This is a genomic window from Pseudomonas sp. LBUM1676 (assembly GCF_059695605.1).
The window spans coordinates 6,009,399-6,024,444 of the sequence record NZ_CP166777.1 but is presented as its reverse complement, the minus strand read 5'-3'; the positions used below and the strand labels follow the sequence as shown (position 1 = coordinate 6,024,444).

Sequence of the window (15,046 nt, the reverse complement as noted above, 5' to 3'; positions counted from 1 at the left end):
TGGCTCTGTGCTGTTGCGGCGCGGAGTATCGCATAAGTAGGCGCTTAGTTCGCCTGCTGTTTATCGACAGGCACAAACTCTTTCAATGAATCTGCTCAAATCGTTGGCCGCCGTAAGCTCTATCACGATGCTTTCCCGGGTTCTGGGGTTCGTCAGGGACACCCTGATTGCACGGGCATTTGGTGCGGGGATGGCGACCGACGCCTTCTTTATCGCCTTCAAATTGCCCAACCTGCTGCGCAGAATCTTCGCCGAGGGGGCGTTTTCCCAGGCCTTCGTGCCGATTCTGGCCGAATACAAAAACCAGAAGGGCGAGGAGGCGACGCGAACCTTTATCGCCTACGTCTGCGGCCTGCTGACCCTGGTACTGGCGCTGGTCACCGTGCTGGGCATGATCGCGGCGCCGTGGGTCATCTGGGCGACTGCGCCGGGTTTCACCGATACTCCGGAAAAATTCGAGCTGACCGTCAGCCTGCTGCGGGTGACGTTCCCGTATATATTACTGATCTCCCTGTCTTCATTGGCCGGTGCGATCCTCAATACGTATAACCGTTTCTCCGTGCCGGCCTTTGTGCCGACGCTGCTGAACGTCAGCATGATCATCTTTGCGGTGTTCCTGACGCCGTACTTCGATCCGCCGGTGATGGCCCTGGGTTGGGCGGTACTGGTCGGTGGCCTGGCGCAATTGCTCTATCAGCTGCCGCACCTGAAAAAGATCGGCATGCTCGTGCTGCCACGCCTGAACCTGCGCGACAGCGGGGTCTGGCGGGTGCTCAAGCAGATGGCGCCAGCGATTCTCGGTGTTTCGGTCAGCCAGATTTCGCTGATCATCAACACCATCTTCGCTTCCTTTCTAGTCGCCGGTTCCGTGTCCTGGATGTATTACGCCGACCGTTTGATGGAATTGCCGTCCGGTGTGCTGGGCGTGGCCTTGGGCACGATTTTGCTGCCGACCCTGGCCAAGTCCTACGCCAGCAAGGATCGCCACGAGTACTCGCGAATCCTCGATTGGGGCCTGCGCCTGTGCTTCGTACTGGTGTTGCCATGCTCGCTGGCGCTGGGAATACTGGCCGAACCGCTGACGGTTTCGCTGTTCCAGTACGGCCAGTTCAGTGCCTTTGATGCTGCCATGACTCAGCGCGCGCTGGTCGCTTATTCAGTCGGTTTGCTCGGGATTATCGTGATCAAAGTGCTGGCGCCGGGCTTTTATGCGCAACAAAACATCCGTACGCCGGTAAAAATCGCGATTTTCACCCTGGTCTGCACCCAGCTGTTCAATCTGGTGCTGATCGGTCCGCTGGCCCACGCCGGCCTGGCCCTGGCGATCAGCGCCGGTGCCTGCCTCAACGCGGGGCTGCTGTTCTATCAATTGCGTAAGCAGCAGATGTATCAGCCGCAGCCTGGCTGGGCGAAGTTCGGGGTTAAACTGGTGGTCGCGGTGCTGGTAATGTCCGCGGTCCTGCTCGGCGCGATGCATTTCATGCCAGCCTGGGACCAGGGGCACATGCTCGAACGATTCCTGCGCCTGGGCACTCTGGTGGCGGCTGGCGTGGTCGCGTATTTCGGCATGCTGCTGCTGATGGGCTTCCGTTTGCGCGACTTCAATCGCAAGGCGCTGAGCTGAGGCTCAAGGCTTCGATAAACACGGGCGGGCCGGCGTTTTTGTCGGCTCGATCACTTTGGGTTACGGTGTTGCCTGTCGTCGGCCGCCGGGTGTGGTTATAATCGACCACTTTATGAGCAAGAAGCGCGTTATGCAGCTGGTTCGAGGCCTCCACAATCTGCGCCCCCAGCATCGGGGCTGTGTCGCCACTATTGGCAACTTTGACGGTGTACACCGTGGCCACCAGGCAATCCTGGCGAGGCTGCGTGAACGTGCGCTCGAGTTGGGCGTGCCCAGCTGCGTGGTGATTTTCGAGCCGCAGCCGCGGGAGTTCTTCGCCCCGGACACCGCTCCCGCGCGTTTAGCCCGACTGCGAGACAAATTGCAGCTGCTGGCGCTCGAAGGAGTGGACCGGGTGCTATGCCTGGCGTTCAACCAGCGCCTGAGCAAACTCAGCGCCAGCGAATTCGTCGATACCATTCTGGTGGACGGCCTCGGCGTCCAGCATCTGGAGGTCGGTGACGACTTCCGGTTCGGCTGTGACCGGGTTGGGGATTTCGATTTCCTGCAACAGGCCGGCGTCATGCAAGGCTTTACCGTCGAAGCGGCGCAAACCGTGGAACTGGACGGGATTCGCGTCAGCAGCACCCAGGTCCGCAATGCCCTGGCCGCTGCCGATTTTGCCTTGGCCGAGCGCCTGCTCGGTCGTCCGTTCCGGATTGCCGGACGGGTTTTGCATGGCCAGAAGCTGGCCCGCCAACTGGGTACGCCCACGGCGAATATTCAACTCAAGCGCCGTCGCGTGCCGCTGACCGGGGTGTACCTGGTCAATGTCGACATCGATGGCAAGACCTGGCCCGGCGTCGCCAATATCGGCGTGCGGCCAACGGTCCAGGGTGATGGCAAAGCCCACCTGGAAGTGCATCTTTTAGATTTTGCCGGCGATCTGTATGACCGGCGTTTGACGGTGGTTTTCCACCACAAGCTGCGTGAAGAGCAGCGTTTCGCCTCTCTGGAGGCGCTTAAGACGGCGATCAATGCGGATGTTGCCGCCGCCCGTGCCCTGTCGCACCTAGCGCCAATCGCTAATGAAGAGCCTTAAATGACCGACTATAAAGCCACGCTAAACCTTCCGGACACCGCCTTCCCAATGAAGGCCGGCCTGCCACAGCGCGAACCGCAGATTCTGCAGCGCTGGGACAGTATTGGCCTGTACGGTAAGTTGCGCGAGATTGGCAAGGATCGTCCGAAGTTCGTTTTGCACGACGGCCCTCCTTACGCCAACGGCACGATTCACATCGGTCATGCGCTGAACAAGATTCTCAAGGACATGATCATCCGCTCGAAAACCCTGTCGGGTTTCGACGCGCCTTATGTTCCGGGCTGGGACTGCCATGGTCTGCCGATCGAGCACAAAGTCGAAGTAACCCACGGAAAGAACCTGGGCGCCGACAAGACCCGCGAACTGTGCCGTGCCTACGCCACCGAGCAGATCGAAGGCCAGAAGTCCGAATTCATCCGTCTGGGCGTATTGGGCGACTTCGCCAACCCGTACAAGACCATGGACTTCAAGAACGAGGCCGGTGAAATCCGTGCCTTGGCCGAAATCGTCAAGGGCGGTTTCGTGTTCAAGGGCCTCAAGCCCGTGAACTGGTGTTTCGATTGCGGCTCGGCCCTGGCTGAAGCGGAAGTCGAGTACGAGAACAAGAAGTCCTCGACCATCGACGTGGCATTCCCGATCGCTGACGAAGCCAGTCTGGCTGCCGCTTTCGGACTGCAGTCGCTGGGCAAGCCGGCTTCGATCGTGATCTGGACCACCACCCCGTGGACCATTCCGGCCAACCAGGCATTGAACGTTCACCCGGAATTCAACTACGCCCTGGTCGATGTCGGCGACAAACTGCTGGTGCTGGCTGAAGAGCTGGTCGAGTCGTGCCTGGCCCGTTACAGCCTGGAAGGTTCGGTCATCGCTACCACCACCGGTAAAGCGCTGGAACTGATCAACTTCCGTCATCCGTTCTACGATCGCCTGTCGCCGGTTTACCTGGCCGATTACGTCGAGCTGGGCGCTGGCACCGGCGTGGTTCACTCCTCGCCGGCCTACGGCGTGGACGACTTCGTGACCTGCAAGAAATACGGCATGGTCAACGACGACATCATCAATCCGGTACAGAGCAACGGTGTCTACGTACCGTCGCTGGAGTTCTTCGGCGGCCAGTTCATCTGGAAAGCCAACCCTGCCATCGTCGACAAACTGACCGAAGTCGGAGCGCTGCTGCACACCAGCATCATCGAACACAGCTACATGCACTGCTGGCGTCACAAGACCCCGCTGATCTACCGCGCCACCGCGCAGTGGTTCATCGGCATGGACAAACAACCTGCGACCAACGAAACCCTGCGCAAGCGGGCGATCAAGGCCATCGAAGAAACGAAGTTCGTTCCGGCCTGGGGCCAGGCGCGCCTGCACTCGATGATTGCCAATCGTCCTGACTGGTGCATCTCCCGTCAGCGCAACTGGGGTGTGCCGATCCCGTTCTTCCTGAACAAGGAAAGCGGCGAGCTGCACCCGCGTACCGCCGAACTGATGGAAGAAGTCGCCAAGCGCGTCGAAGTCGAAGGCATCGAAGCCTGGTTCAAGATGGACGCCGCCGAATTGCTCGGTGACGAAGCGCCGCAGTACGACAAGATCAGCGACACACTGGATGTCTGGTTCGATTCGGGCACCACGCACTGGCACGTCCTGCGTGGTTCGCACCCGGTGGGCCACGAAACCGGTCCACGCGCCGACCTGTACCTGGAAGGTTCGGACCAACACCGTGGCTGGTTCCACTCGTCGCTTCTGACCGGTTGCGCCATCGACGACCACGCGCCGTACCGCGAGCTGCTGACCCACGGCTTCACCGTCGATGAGTCCGGCCGCAAGATGTCCAAGTCCCTGGGCAACGTGATCGCGCCGCAAAAGGTCAACGACACCCTGGGCGCCGACATCATGCGCCTGTGGGTGGCCTCCACCGACTACTCGGGTGAAATGGCAGTTTCCGAGCAGATCCTGCAACGCAGTGCGGACGCCTACCGGCGGATCCGTAACACCGCGCGCTTCCTGCTTTCGAACCTGACCGGCTTCAACCCGGCCACTGACATCCTGCCGGCAGAAGAAATGCTGGCACTGGACCGTTGGGCCGTGGACCGCACCCTGCTGCTGCAACGCGAGTTGCAAGAGCACTATGGTGAATACCGCTTCTGGAACGTTTACTCGAAGATCCACAACTTCTGCGTGCAGGAGCTGGGCGGGTTCTACCTGGACATCATCAAGGACCGGCAGTACACCACTGGCGCCAACAGCAAGGCCCGCCGTTCGGCGCAAACCGCGCTGTACCACATCTCCGAGGCGCTGGTGCGCTGGATCGCGCCGATCCTCGCCTTCACCGCCGACGAGCTGTGGGAATACCTGCCGGGCGAGCGCAACGAGTCGGTGATGCTCAACACCTGGTACGAAGGCCTGACCGAATTGCCGGACAACGTCGAACTGGGCCGCGCCTACTGGGAGCGGATCATGGCGGTGAAGGTCGCGGTCAACAAGGAAATGGAAATCCAGCGCGCGGCCAAGGCCGTCGGTGGCAACCTGCAAGCCGAAGTGACGCTGTTCGCCGAAGAGGCGCTGAGCGCCGACCTGGCCAAGCTGAGCAACGAACTGCGCTTCGTATTGATCACCTCGACCGCCACCGTTGCGCCTTTTGTTAAGGCACCAGAGGACGCGGTAGTCACCGAAGTCAGCGGGTTGAAACTGCAAGTGGTCAAGTCGAGCCACGCCAAGTGCGCCCGCTGCTGGCACTGCCGTGAAGACGTCGGCGTGAACCCGGAGCATCCGGAGATCTGTGGCCGTTGTGTCGACAACATCAGCGGCGCTGGCGAGGTTCGTCACTATGCCTAATGCCGTTGGCCGTTTCGGACGGCTGAGCTGGCTCTGGTTGAGTTTGCTGGTCCTGGTCATCGACCAGGCCAGCAAGTTCTACTTCGAAGACAGGCTCGAGATGTTCCAGCAAATCGTGGTGATCCCCGATCTGTTCAGTTGGACCCTGGCCTACAACACAGGCGCGGCGTTCAGCTTCCTGGCCGACAGTTCCGGTTGGCAGCGCTGGCTGTTTGCATTGATCGCGATTGTGGTCAGTGCGGTGCTGGTGGTCTGGCTCAAACGTCTTGGCCGCAATGAAACCTGGCTGGCCGTCGCGTTGGCACTGGTGCTGGGCGGCGCGTTGGGCAACCTGTATGACCGCATTGCTTATGGCCATGTGATCGATTTCATCCTGGTGCATTGGCAGAACCAGTGGCACTTCCCGGCGTTCAACTTCGCCGACAGTGCGATTACGGTAGGTGCTGTCATGCTGGCCCTGGATATGTTCAAAAGTAAGAAAACCGGAGAAACCGTTCATGACTGAACAGGTATTGGCTGAGCAACGCATCCGCCAGAACACGGAAGTCACCTTGCACTTTGCATTGCGCCTGGAGAACGGCGACACCGTCGACAGCACCTTCGACAAAGCCCCGGCGACCTTCAAGGTCGGCGACGGTAACCTGTTGCCAGGTTTCGAAGCAGCGCTGTTCGGCTTCAAGGCTGGGGACAAGCGTACGCTGACGATTCAGCCGGAAAACGCTTTTGGTCAGCCCAACCCGCAGAACGTGCAGGTCATCCCGCGCTCGCAGTTCAAGGACATGGAACTGTCACCGGGTTTGCTGGTGATCTTCAACGATGCGGCGAATACTGAGCTGCCAGGTGTGGTGAAAGAGTTCGATGACGAACAAGTGACCATCGACTTCAATCATCCGTTGGCCGGCAAAACCTTGACCTTTGACGTCGAAATCATCAGCGTCAAATCGCTGTAACTGACCCGCTTTTTGTAGGAGCGAGCTTGCTCGCGATAAACGTTAACGATAACGCGTTCTTTCTGGATTAACGCGGTGTCCTTAAGTCCATCGCGAGCAAGCTCGCTCCTACAGGGGCAAGACACGAGGCACAGCATGCAAATCAAACTCGCCAACCCCCGTGGCTTCTGCGCCGGTGTGGACCGGGCGATCGAAATCGTCAACCGCGCCCTGGAAGTGTTCGGGCCGCCGATCTATGTGCGCCACGAAGTGGTCCACAACAAATTCGTCGTCGAAGACCTGCGTGCCCGCGGGGCGATCTTCGTCGAAGAACTGGACCAGGTGCCGGACGACGTCATCGTGATCTTCAGTGCTCACGGCGTTTCCCAAGCCGTGCGTACCGAAGCCGCCGGCCGCGGCCTGAAGGTATTCGACGCGACCTGCCCGCTGGTCACCAAGGTGCACATTGAAGTTGCGCGCTACAGCCGCGACGGCCGTGAATGCATCCTCATCGGCCACGCCGGTCATCCGGAAGTGGAAGGCACCATGGGCCAGTACGATGGCAGCAATGGTGGCGCGATCTACCTGGTCGAAGACGAAAAAGACGTCGCTGAGTTGCAGGTGAACAACCCCGAAAAACTGGCGTTCGTGACCCAGACCACGCTGTCGATGGATGACACCAGCCGCGTCATCGATGCCCTGCGTGCGCGCTTCCCGGCGATCGGTGGTCCGCGCAAGGATGACATCTGCTACGCCACGCAAAACCGTCAGGACGCGGTCAAGCAACTGGCCGACGAATGCGACGTGGTATTGGTGGTCGGCAGCCCGAACAGCTCCAACTCCAATCGCCTGCGTGAGCTCGCCGAACGCATGGCAACTCCGGCTTACCTGATCGACGGCGCCGAAGACCTGCAAAAAAGCTGGTTCGAAGGTGTCGAGCGCATCGGCATCACCGCTGGCGCCTCCGCACCGGAAGTCCTGGTGCGTGGCGTGATCCAGCAGTTGCAGGCCTGGGGCGCTACCGGAGCCGATGAACTGGCGGGTCGCGAGGAGAACATCACGTTCTCCATGCCTAAAGAGTTACGAGTCCGCTCCCTGCTCTGAATCTTCTCCTCCCACGCACAACGCCTGTTCGGTTTTTTTACTGCGCAGGCTGACGCGACCGTTCGAGGCCAGCACCACCTGGTGCAGGCTGACCGGCTCGCGGACCGCGCAAACATGCAATGTCCCCGCCTGGAAGCCATTGTGCAGCGGTTCGCCCAGATTGCTGAAACGTATGGAAGTCTTGACATAACGATTGCCGAAAATCGGCACCCGGGTGCCATTCCGGCGTTCGACCAGCAACGGATTGCTGCTGTCCTCGTATCCCTTGCCATTTACATCCACAATGATCCGCCAGCCTTGGCTCCAGTCGCCGTCGATGGCGTGAATCATGACGGTCTGGCCACGGGTGATTGCTTCACTTCTTGCGTTGCGCACGCCAGCAACCAGAGCGTTTGCCGCCTCCTCGCGATGGTTCGACTCGGTGAGTGCTGCCAAAGCCGGACTGACCAATGACAGAACAATCGCGGTAATCGTCAGTCCCATAAGCAGTTCGATCAGGCTGAAACCTTGCTGGCGCATGACGTCTCCCTCCCTGGAGTCCGGTGGCCCGCGCGATCCCTGCGCGAGTAAAGGCAAAACAACCGTACATCTGCCGGTTGAATGTTCTAGCGTGTAGAAGCAGGTATAGCCGACGGCAACGGAGGGCATTGATGGATCATCGTACAAAAGGTTTCACGCTGATCGAGTTGCTGGTCGCACTCGCGGTTTTTCTGATCCTGATTACGATGGCCGTTCCGGCGTTCACCCGTTCGGTGCAAAGCTCCAGAGCCGACACCGAAATGGGCGATCTGCAACGCGCGCTGAATTTCGCCCGCCTGGAGGCCATCGACCGGGGCATTGTTACGCGGGTTCGTCCGACCGCGGGCGGCAGCGTCTGGACTGGAGAGTTGTCGGTTTACGAAGGTACTGGCAATCCCGCCAATGTATTGCGGGTTGTTCCGGCGATGAGCAGCGGCGCGACTCTGACGCTAACCTCAGGAGTGACTGCTATCGATTTCAACAACCTTGGCGGGTTGTCGGCGCCCTCGACGCCGGTGGTCATCGGCTACGCATTGGGGGCGCAAAACAGGACGCTGAATGTGTGTTTGAACGGACGAATTCTATTGGGTGGAAGTTGCGGATGAGGGGATGGAGCAAGCGTGCACAGGAGGGCATGACGCTAATCGAGGTCCTGGTGGCGTTGGTGATTCTGAGCGTGGGGCTGTTGGGGGCGGCGGCGCTCCAGCTCAACGCGCTGAAATACACCGACAGCTCGCGGATGACCAGCCAGGCCAGTTTTATCGCCTACGACCTGATGGATCGCATCCGTGCCAACTCCGGCGCCGATTACACCGTCACGCCACCGACCTCGGGTAACCTGAGTGTCGCCCGGGATCAGGACCTGTACGACTTCACCTCCAACATCGCCAGTGCGCTCGGCGCCACCGCCACAGGCAAAGTCGCGCTCAAGGAGCGGGTGTACACCATCACCATCACCTGGGACGACTCGCGGGCTGCCAATACCGCCGATTCGCGGCGCAGCTATGTGCTGAGCAGTCGCGCCACCGTCGACCCGGTGTCGACGCCATGAATAAAGCCAGCAGAGGTTTCGGTCTTATCGAGTTGCTGATCGCACTGGTGCTGAGCCTGATTGTGGTGTTGGGCGTTGCGCAGGTTTTTATCGCCGCCAAGAACACTTATGTCAGCCAGAACGCCGCGGCCAACATGCAGGAAGATGCACGTTTCGTGTTGAGCAAGATGATCCAGGAAATCCGCATGGTCGGCATGTTCGGTTGCCTGGGGACCATCACCGACGCCAGTTCGGCGGGCGATTTCATTGCCGGTCAGGCCACACCGATCAGTTGGGACAATGCCAACCTCAAGCTGACCCTGGTGACCGCCGATGTGGGCGCCAGTGGCGGCACGCCGGTGTGGACGGTGGTTTCGGACTGCAGAAATACGGCGACGGCTTATACCGGCGCTCGAACGCCTGCGTCAGGGCAATTGGCATTTCCGATCCGGCGACTGATCTACAGCCTTAAAAATAACCAGCTGACGATGGGAGCGGGGAGCGGTACGCCGACTCAGGCGGTGCTGGTCGACAACGTCAGTGCCTTCAACGTCAGCTTCGGCCTGGCCAGTTCGGCCACCGACGTGGCCGCTTCCAGCTACAGCAGCAACCCGTCGGACCCCGCACGAATTCGCAGCGTACGCCTGACGTTGACCCTCAGAGACCCGAACGCCCGGGTGCGCGAGCAAACCTTCAACGTGGTTGCCGCTTTGCGCAACCGGTTGCCATGAGGAGAGGGCCGATGAGTTTTTCTCCCGTGAGCTCTCGCTCCCAGCGCGGCATGGCACTGCTGGTGAGCCTGGTGTTCCTCTTGCTGCTGACATTGATCGGCATTTCATCGATGCAGAACGCCACCCTGCAGGAAAAAATGGCTGGCAGCGTAACCTTGCGCAATCAATCGTTCCAGGCCGCCGAAGCCGCGCTGCGTATCGGCGAAAGTGCCGTGCAGCTGGACACATATTCGTTGCCGGTCTGCAGCGGTACCAGCCAATGCGCGCCGCCGGGCGAATCTTCGACGATCACCGGCGTCGGATTCAACGCCACCTCGGGGGTAACCTGGATCGCCGCCGGAGCTGGTTTCTATGGAGTGCAAAACATCGGCACCACCTTGAACGCAGTGAATATCCCCAGCAACACCTCGGCCACGCTATACCGGGTGACCGCCGTGGCCATCGCCGGCAACAACGTTCGTACGGTGGTGGAGAGTATTTATGCGAAGTACTGAACGGCTTGCCGGACTGTGGAGGCTGTTTTTCGGCGTCGTGCTGGGCTTGTACCTGTCAGCCCCGGTTTATGCGTTCACCCCCTCGGATTCACCGCTGTTGAGTGCTGGCGCCGTCACGCCGAACGTGATGTTGCTGATCGATGATTCGGGGAGCATGAACAACATCATCTGGGCGCCGGGGTTCGATCCGACGGTCCCCCGTGCGCAAATTGCCAATTGCAGTTCCAACACGTCCTGCTTCACTGGCCAGAACTTTGATATGAACGATACCAACATCCTCTTGTCGAGCCTCAACCGGGGAGGGTGTTCGACCAGCGGCAATTGGTACGGTTTCTATCGCGGTTTTTTGGGGCTGTCATCGATATGCCTGAAGCTGCCCGACCCGGTGGGCAACGAAAACACCCGCTATACCGCTGACTACCTGTCTTATCTGGTGAGCCTGGCCAACGGTTCGAACCGGGATTTCACCACGGGCACCGGCGCGATCCCCAATGATTACCGAATCAGCGTTGCCCAAGATGTGTCGACAAGCCTGGTCAGCAGCAATCGCGCGCTGCGTATCGGCCTGGCGACGTTCAACCCGCCCACCAGCGGCAACTCCGGCCCAGGCGGTTTTATCGCCCGCGCGGTGAGTGATCTGTCTCCCGTCAGCGGCAGCGTCACCCAGGCCCAGGCCAACACCAACTACAACGCCCTGATCGCCTCGATCAATGGCTTGAGCGCCATCGCCAATACCCCATTGGCGGAATCCTATTACGAGATAACCCGGTACATGCGCGGCATGGCGCCGTACTACAACTCGACTCCGACTACCTACACCAGCCCGATCCAGTATCGCTGCCAGAAAAACTACGGCGTAGTGATCACCGATGGCTTGCCGACGTTCGACCGGAACTTCCCCACCAATGATCCGCTCGGCGGCAGCCGGTTGCCGAACTGGGACGGCATCAGCACAAACGATGGCGACAACCTGTCCGGTGACGCGGAGGGCGATACCCTGTACCTGGATGACATCGCCAAATTCGCCTTTGACATCGACATGCGCTCCATCGGTAACGACGCCGCGGGCAAAAACTGGAATGCGGAAGACTTCCCCAAGCAGAACATGAACACCTACACCGTGGGTTTCGCCGCGGCAAACCAGATGTTGTCGGACGCCGCCAACTACGGGCAGGGCAAGTACTACCAGGCGACCGACAGTGCCGGCCTCAATACCGCATTGTCATCGGCCTTGAGCGACATCACGTCCAAGGCCGGTTCCGGCGGTAGCGGCACCACCAGCAGCTCGATCGTCGGCGCCGGCTCTTCTTATTATCAGACCAGCTATGACCCCAAGGACTGGCGCGGCACCATCAAGTCCTACGGCTTCACCTCCAGCGGCACAGTGAATACCTCCTCGGTACTCTGGACTACCGACACGGCCATCGTGCCCGGCGCCACGGCGCCGATTTATCAGTCGTGGAACACCGTGACCAATGCTCCCGTGACCCTGGCGTTTGCCAACTTCTCGCCAGCGCAGCAGGCGATCCTCAATCAGGGTCTGCCGACCGGCATCACCGCAAGCGATCTGGTGGAATGGAGCAAGGGCATCAACAAGACCGGGTTGAAGGTGCGCAGCGTATTACTCGGCGACATCATCAATTCGCCCCTGGTACTGGCATCGCCATCGGACAAGACTGCCGCCGACTTGGTGGGCGATACCAGCTACAGTACCTACCTGACCACCAAAGCCGCCAACATGACTGCCAGCCTGGTGGTAAACGCCAATGACGGCTTTGTAAACGTCATAAACCCGGCCAACGGCACCAGGCGTTATGCCTACATGCCGTCGAGTGTGCTGCCATCGCTACGCAATATCGCCGATACCGCCTACATCAACGGTGTCGGTCACGAGTTTCTGGTCGATGGTCAGCTCGGGGTGTTCGATGCCCAGCTCAACAGTGCCTGGAAAACTCTCGCGCTGGGTGGAACCGGCGCCGGTGGCAAGACATTTTATGCCGTGCAGCTGTTCGACGCTTCGGCCGGTAACCTGACCAAGGCGTTATGGGAAATCAGTGCGCCGACCACGGCCAACGCCGCGAACGTATTCAATGATCTGGGTTATGCCTATGCCCGTCCGGAAGTGGCACGCTTGGCCGATGGGCGCTGGGCGGCTTTTATCTCCAACGGCTATGGCAGCCATTCGGGCGTAGCGGCGTTGTATGTGGTGGACATACGTGATGGGTCGCTGATCAAGAAAATCGTTGTCGACACGACCGAAACCACCAATGGCCTGTCCTCGGTCAAGCTCAAGGTCAACTCGCAAAATGTAGTGCAGGCCGCCTATGGCGGTGACCTGAAAGGGCGGATGTGGAAGTTTGATCTGAGCGGCTTGACCACGGACACCTGGGGTGTGGCATTTTCCGGCAAACCGTTGTTTACCACCGCCGGCGGCGCTACCCAGTCGATCACCGCACAACCGCTGCTGGCGGACAATTCCCTGGGCGGCAAGGTGGTATTTTTCGGCACCGGCAAATTCAACGAGACTGCCGACAAGACCAACAAGGATCTACAGGCGTTCTATGCGGTGTGGGACGCAAACGGTGGCTCCGGGCAGATCACCACCTCCAGTTTGCAGGCCCAGGCGGTGACCGGCGTATTTTCCGCAAGCTTGGGGCAGTTCATTACCACCAGCCAGAACGAAGTGACCTATCCGGCCGAGAAGGGCTGGTACCTGCCACTGGTCTACAACAATGTGTTGAACGGTGAGCGGGTGATCAATCAGGCGGCCTTGATTCTGGGACGGATCGTATTTACCACGGCCAGCGTCGACACCACGGACCCTTGTGCCAGTTTTGGCACCGGCAAACTGATCGAGCTGGATGCGTTCAGCGGTAAGATGTTCAACTACGCGGTACTCGATACCAATGGCGATAACCTGGTCGACAGCACCGACACGATTTCCAGCGGGGTGATTTTCACGGGCGGGATGCCGGTGTTGAACGCCATCGTCAACGGCGGAACCGCCAAGATCGTGGGCGACTCCAGTGCGAAGGTGACCGGGCTGGCTGAAAAAGGCGGCGGCGGCGACAGCCGTCGCATCATGTGGCGACAGATACAGTAAGTGAGAGTTGAGGCATGCGTAGATCCAACCGCGGTTTTACCCTGATCGAAATCATGATCGTGATTGCGATCATCGGGATCGTCATCACCATTGGCTACCCGAGCCTCACCGAGTACGTGAAGAAGGGCCGTCGGACTGAAGTGGCGGGTTTGCTCTCCGAACAGGCGCAAGTTCTCGAGCGGTTTTATTCGAGTTCGAAAACCAGTGTCTACACCGGTGCCTCTGGCCTGAGCGCCGGCAATGATTTCTACACGATTACTCCGACCTTGACCGATCAGACATTCAAGTTGACGGCTGTGCGCAAGCCCGGCAGCGCCATGGCGACGGACAAGTGCGGGGATTTCACAATCACCAATACCGGCGTCAGAAGCATGGACAATGCCGCAGCTGGCATGACCACCAAGCAATGCTGGGGTCGCTGAGTTCCTTATTCGGGCGCCTTTTGCGTCCCTGTCCATTTAACGGTTGGATCTGAACATGACCAGGCAACAGCAAGTGGTGATTGTCGGTGGCGGCGTGATAGGTTTGCTGACGGCGTTCAATCTCGCCTCCGAAGTGCAGAATGTGGTTTTGCTGGATCGCTCGAACGTCGGTCAGGAGTCTTCCTGGGCCGGAGGCGGCATCGTTTCGCCGCTCTATCCATGGCGCTACAGCCCGGCGGTGACCGCGTTGGCCCATTGGTCCCAGGACTTTTATCCGCAACTGGGCGAGCGATTGTTCGCTGCGACCGGGATTGATCCCGAGGTACATACCACCGGTTTGTACTGGCTGGATCTGGAGGATGAAGTCGCAGCGCTGGCCTGGGCCGAGCGTGAAAACCGGCCGTTGCAGGCTGTGGATATCTCGGCGGCCCACGATGCGGTGCCGGTGCTCGGTGCCGGTTTTTCCCGGGCGATCTACATGGCAGATGTGGCCAATGTGCGTAACCCGCGGTTGGTGAAATCGCTCAAGGCGGCGTTGCTGGCGCTGCCGAACGTGACGATTCATGAGCAGTGCGAAGTCAGCGGATTCATCCGTGAAGGCGAAGCCGTGGTTGGGGTGCAAACATCGGCGGGTGCCATTCACGGCGATCAGGTGGTTCTGACGGCTGGTGCCTGGAGTGGTGATTTGCTCAAGAGCCTGGGGCTGGACCTGCCGGTCGAGCCGGTCAAAGGGCAGATGATTCTTTACAAGTGCGCGGCGGACTTCCTGCCGAGCATGGTGCTGGCCAAGGGGCGTTATGCAATTCCCCGGCGCGATGGGCACATTCTGATTGGCAGTACGCTGGAGCATGAGGGCTACGACAAGACGCCGACAGAGTCTGCTCTGGAAAGCCTCAAGGCGTCGGCGGAGGAGTTGATTCCTGCGTTGGCCGATGCCGAGGTGGTGGGGCATTGGGCCGGGCTGCGGCCGGGCTCCCCGGAGGGGATTCCTTATATTGGCCGGGTGCCGGGGTTTGATGGCCTTTGGCTCAATTGCGGGCATTACCGCAATGGGCTGGTGTTGGCGCCGGCATCGTGTCAGTTGTTTGTGGATGTGATGTTGGGGCGTGAGCCGATTATCGATCCGAAACCGTATGCGCCAGAAGGGCGGATCTAGCCGCTGGATATTTGTCGCTTG

At 59.8% G+C, this 15,046-nt stretch carries 14 protein-coding genes; 13 read left to right on the top strand and 1 reads right to left on the bottom strand.

Going from position 1 to position 15,046, the window contains the following annotated elements:
* The first annotated feature begins 85 nt into the window (after nt 1-85).
* From murJ to ispH, 6 genes are all read left to right on the top strand, one after another.
* Nucleotides 86-1,624, top strand: a complete 1,539-nt coding sequence (murJ, locus tag ACA041_RS27850; protein ID WP_497438739.1) for a murein biosynthesis integral membrane protein MurJ — start codon at nt 86-88, stop codon at nt 1,622-1,624.
* A gap of 130 nt (nt 1,625-1,754) precedes the next feature.
* Nucleotides 1,755-2,705: a bifunctional riboflavin kinase/FAD synthetase gene (gene ribF, locus ACA041_RS27845; RefSeq protein ID WP_497438738.1), complete on the top strand. Its 951-nt coding sequence runs from the start codon at nt 1,755-1,757 to the stop codon at nt 2,703-2,705.
* Nucleotides 2,706-5,537, top strand: coding sequence for an isoleucine--tRNA ligase (ileS, locus tag ACA041_RS27840; protein WP_497438737.1), 2,832 nt, complete (start codon nt 2,706-2,708; stop codon nt 5,535-5,537).
* Nucleotides 5,530-6,042, top strand: a complete 513-nt coding sequence (gene lspA, locus ACA041_RS27835) for a signal peptidase II (RefSeq protein WP_497438736.1) — start codon at nt 5,530-5,532, stop codon at nt 6,040-6,042. Before ileS ends, lspA begins: the two co-directional genes overlap by 8 nt.
* 7 nt (nt 6,043-6,049) lie before the next feature.
* On the top strand, nt 6,050-6,487 hold the full coding sequence (gene fkpB, locus ACA041_RS27830; protein WP_497442187.1) for an FKBP-type peptidyl-prolyl cis-trans isomerase: 438 nt from the start codon (nt 6,050-6,052) through the stop codon (nt 6,485-6,487).
* Nucleotides 6,488-6,622: 135 nt separating this feature from the next.
* Nucleotides 6,623-7,570, top strand: a complete 948-nt coding sequence (ispH, locus tag ACA041_RS27825) for a 4-hydroxy-3-methylbut-2-enyl diphosphate reductase (protein ID WP_497438735.1) — start codon at nt 6,623-6,625, stop codon at nt 7,568-7,570.
* Here the strand turns inward: ispH and ACA041_RS27820 are convergent.
* A complete protein-coding gene (locus ACA041_RS27820; protein WP_497438734.1) occupies nt 7,547-8,089 on the bottom strand; it encodes a GspH/FimT family pseudopilin in 543 nt (180 codons plus the stop codon). The two genes, ispH and ACA041_RS27820, sit on opposite strands and share 24 nt — an antisense overlap.
* A gap of 131 nt (nt 8,090-8,220) precedes the next feature.
* On the opposite strand from ACA041_RS27820, the gene ACA041_RS27815 reads away from it, so the two are divergent.
* The 7 genes from ACA041_RS27815 to thiO are packed head-to-tail and all read left to right on the top strand — an operon-like array spanning nt 8,221 to nt 15,025.
* Nucleotides 8,221-8,694, top strand: coding sequence for a GspH/FimT family pseudopilin (locus ACA041_RS27815; RefSeq protein WP_497438733.1), 474 nt, complete (start codon nt 8,221-8,223; stop codon nt 8,692-8,694).
* Nucleotides 8,691-9,140 carry a type IV pilus modification protein PilV gene (gene pilV / locus ACA041_RS27810; protein WP_497438732.1) on the top strand — a complete coding sequence of 150 codons (450 nt, stop codon included), beginning with the start codon at nt 8,691-8,693 and terminating at the stop codon, nt 9,138-9,140. Before ACA041_RS27815 ends, pilV begins: the two co-directional genes overlap by 4 nt.
* A complete protein-coding gene (locus ACA041_RS27805; protein ID WP_497438731.1) occupies nt 9,137-9,850 on the top strand; it encodes a PilW family protein in 714 nt (237 codons plus the stop codon). The genes pilV and ACA041_RS27805 overlap by 4 nt, the downstream gene beginning before the upstream one ends.
* Nucleotides 9,851-9,861: 11 nt before the next feature.
* Entirely contained in the window at nt 9,862-10,344 is a 483-nt protein-coding gene (locus ACA041_RS27800; RefSeq protein WP_497438730.1) for a pilus assembly PilX family protein, read from the top strand.
* Nucleotides 10,331-13,447, top strand: a complete 3,117-nt coding sequence (locus ACA041_RS27795; protein ID WP_497438729.1) for a pilus assembly protein — start codon at nt 10,331-10,333, stop codon at nt 13,445-13,447. The genes ACA041_RS27800 and ACA041_RS27795 overlap by 14 nt, the downstream gene beginning before the upstream one ends.
* A gap of 14 nt (nt 13,448-13,461) precedes the next feature.
* Nucleotides 13,462-13,869 (top strand): type IV pilin protein, encoded by a 408-nt coding sequence (locus tag ACA041_RS27790; protein WP_497438728.1) that lies wholly within the window; start codon nt 13,462-13,464, stop codon nt 13,867-13,869.
* Nucleotides 13,870-13,924: 55 nt separating this feature from the next.
* Nucleotides 13,925-15,025 (top strand): glycine oxidase ThiO, encoded by a 1,101-nt coding sequence (thiO, locus tag ACA041_RS27785; protein ID WP_497438727.1) that lies wholly within the window; start codon nt 13,925-13,927, stop codon nt 15,023-15,025.
* Nucleotides 15,026-15,046 lie beyond the last annotated feature (21 nt).

What these genes read in the sequence shown, in the direction of transcription:
- murJ (WP_497438739.1), top strand. Translation starts at nt 86, where the DNA reads ATGAATCTGCTCAAATCGTTGGCCGCCGTAAGCTCTATCACGATGCTT.
- ribF (WP_497438738.1), top strand. Translation starts at nt 1,755, where the DNA reads ATGCAGCTGGTTCGAGGCCTCCACAATCTGCGCCCCCAGCATCGGGGC.
- ileS (WP_497438737.1), top strand. Translation starts at nt 2,706, where the DNA reads ATGACCGACTATAAAGCCACGCTAAACCTTCCGGACACCGCCTTCCCA.
- lspA (WP_497438736.1), top strand. Translation starts at nt 5,530, where the DNA reads ATGCCTAATGCCGTTGGCCGTTTCGGACGGCTGAGCTGGCTCTGGTTG.
- ispH (WP_497438735.1), top strand. Translation starts at nt 6,623, where the DNA reads ATGCAAATCAAACTCGCCAACCCCCGTGGCTTCTGCGCCGGTGTGGAC.
- ACA041_RS27820 (WP_497438734.1), bottom strand. Translation starts at nt 8,089, where the DNA reads ATGCGCCAGCAAGGTTTCAGCCTGATCGAACTGCTTATGGGACTGACG.
- ACA041_RS27815 (WP_497438733.1), top strand. Translation starts at nt 8,221, where the DNA reads ATGGATCATCGTACAAAAGGTTTCACGCTGATCGAGTTGCTGGTCGCA.
- pilV (WP_497438732.1), top strand. Translation starts at nt 8,691, where the DNA reads ATGAGGGGATGGAGCAAGCGTGCACAGGAGGGCATGACGCTAATCGAG.
- ACA041_RS27805 (WP_497438731.1), top strand. Translation starts at nt 9,137, where the DNA reads ATGAATAAAGCCAGCAGAGGTTTCGGTCTTATCGAGTTGCTGATCGCA.
- ACA041_RS27800 (WP_497438730.1), top strand. Translation starts at nt 9,862, where the DNA reads ATGAGTTTTTCTCCCGTGAGCTCTCGCTCCCAGCGCGGCATGGCACTG.
- ACA041_RS27795 (WP_497438729.1), top strand. Translation starts at nt 10,331, where the DNA reads ATGCGAAGTACTGAACGGCTTGCCGGACTGTGGAGGCTGTTTTTCGGC.
- ACA041_RS27790 (WP_497438728.1), top strand. Translation starts at nt 13,462, where the DNA reads ATGCGTAGATCCAACCGCGGTTTTACCCTGATCGAAATCATGATCGTG.
- thiO (WP_497438727.1), top strand. Translation starts at nt 13,925, where the DNA reads ATGACCAGGCAACAGCAAGTGGTGATTGTCGGTGGCGGCGTGATAGGT.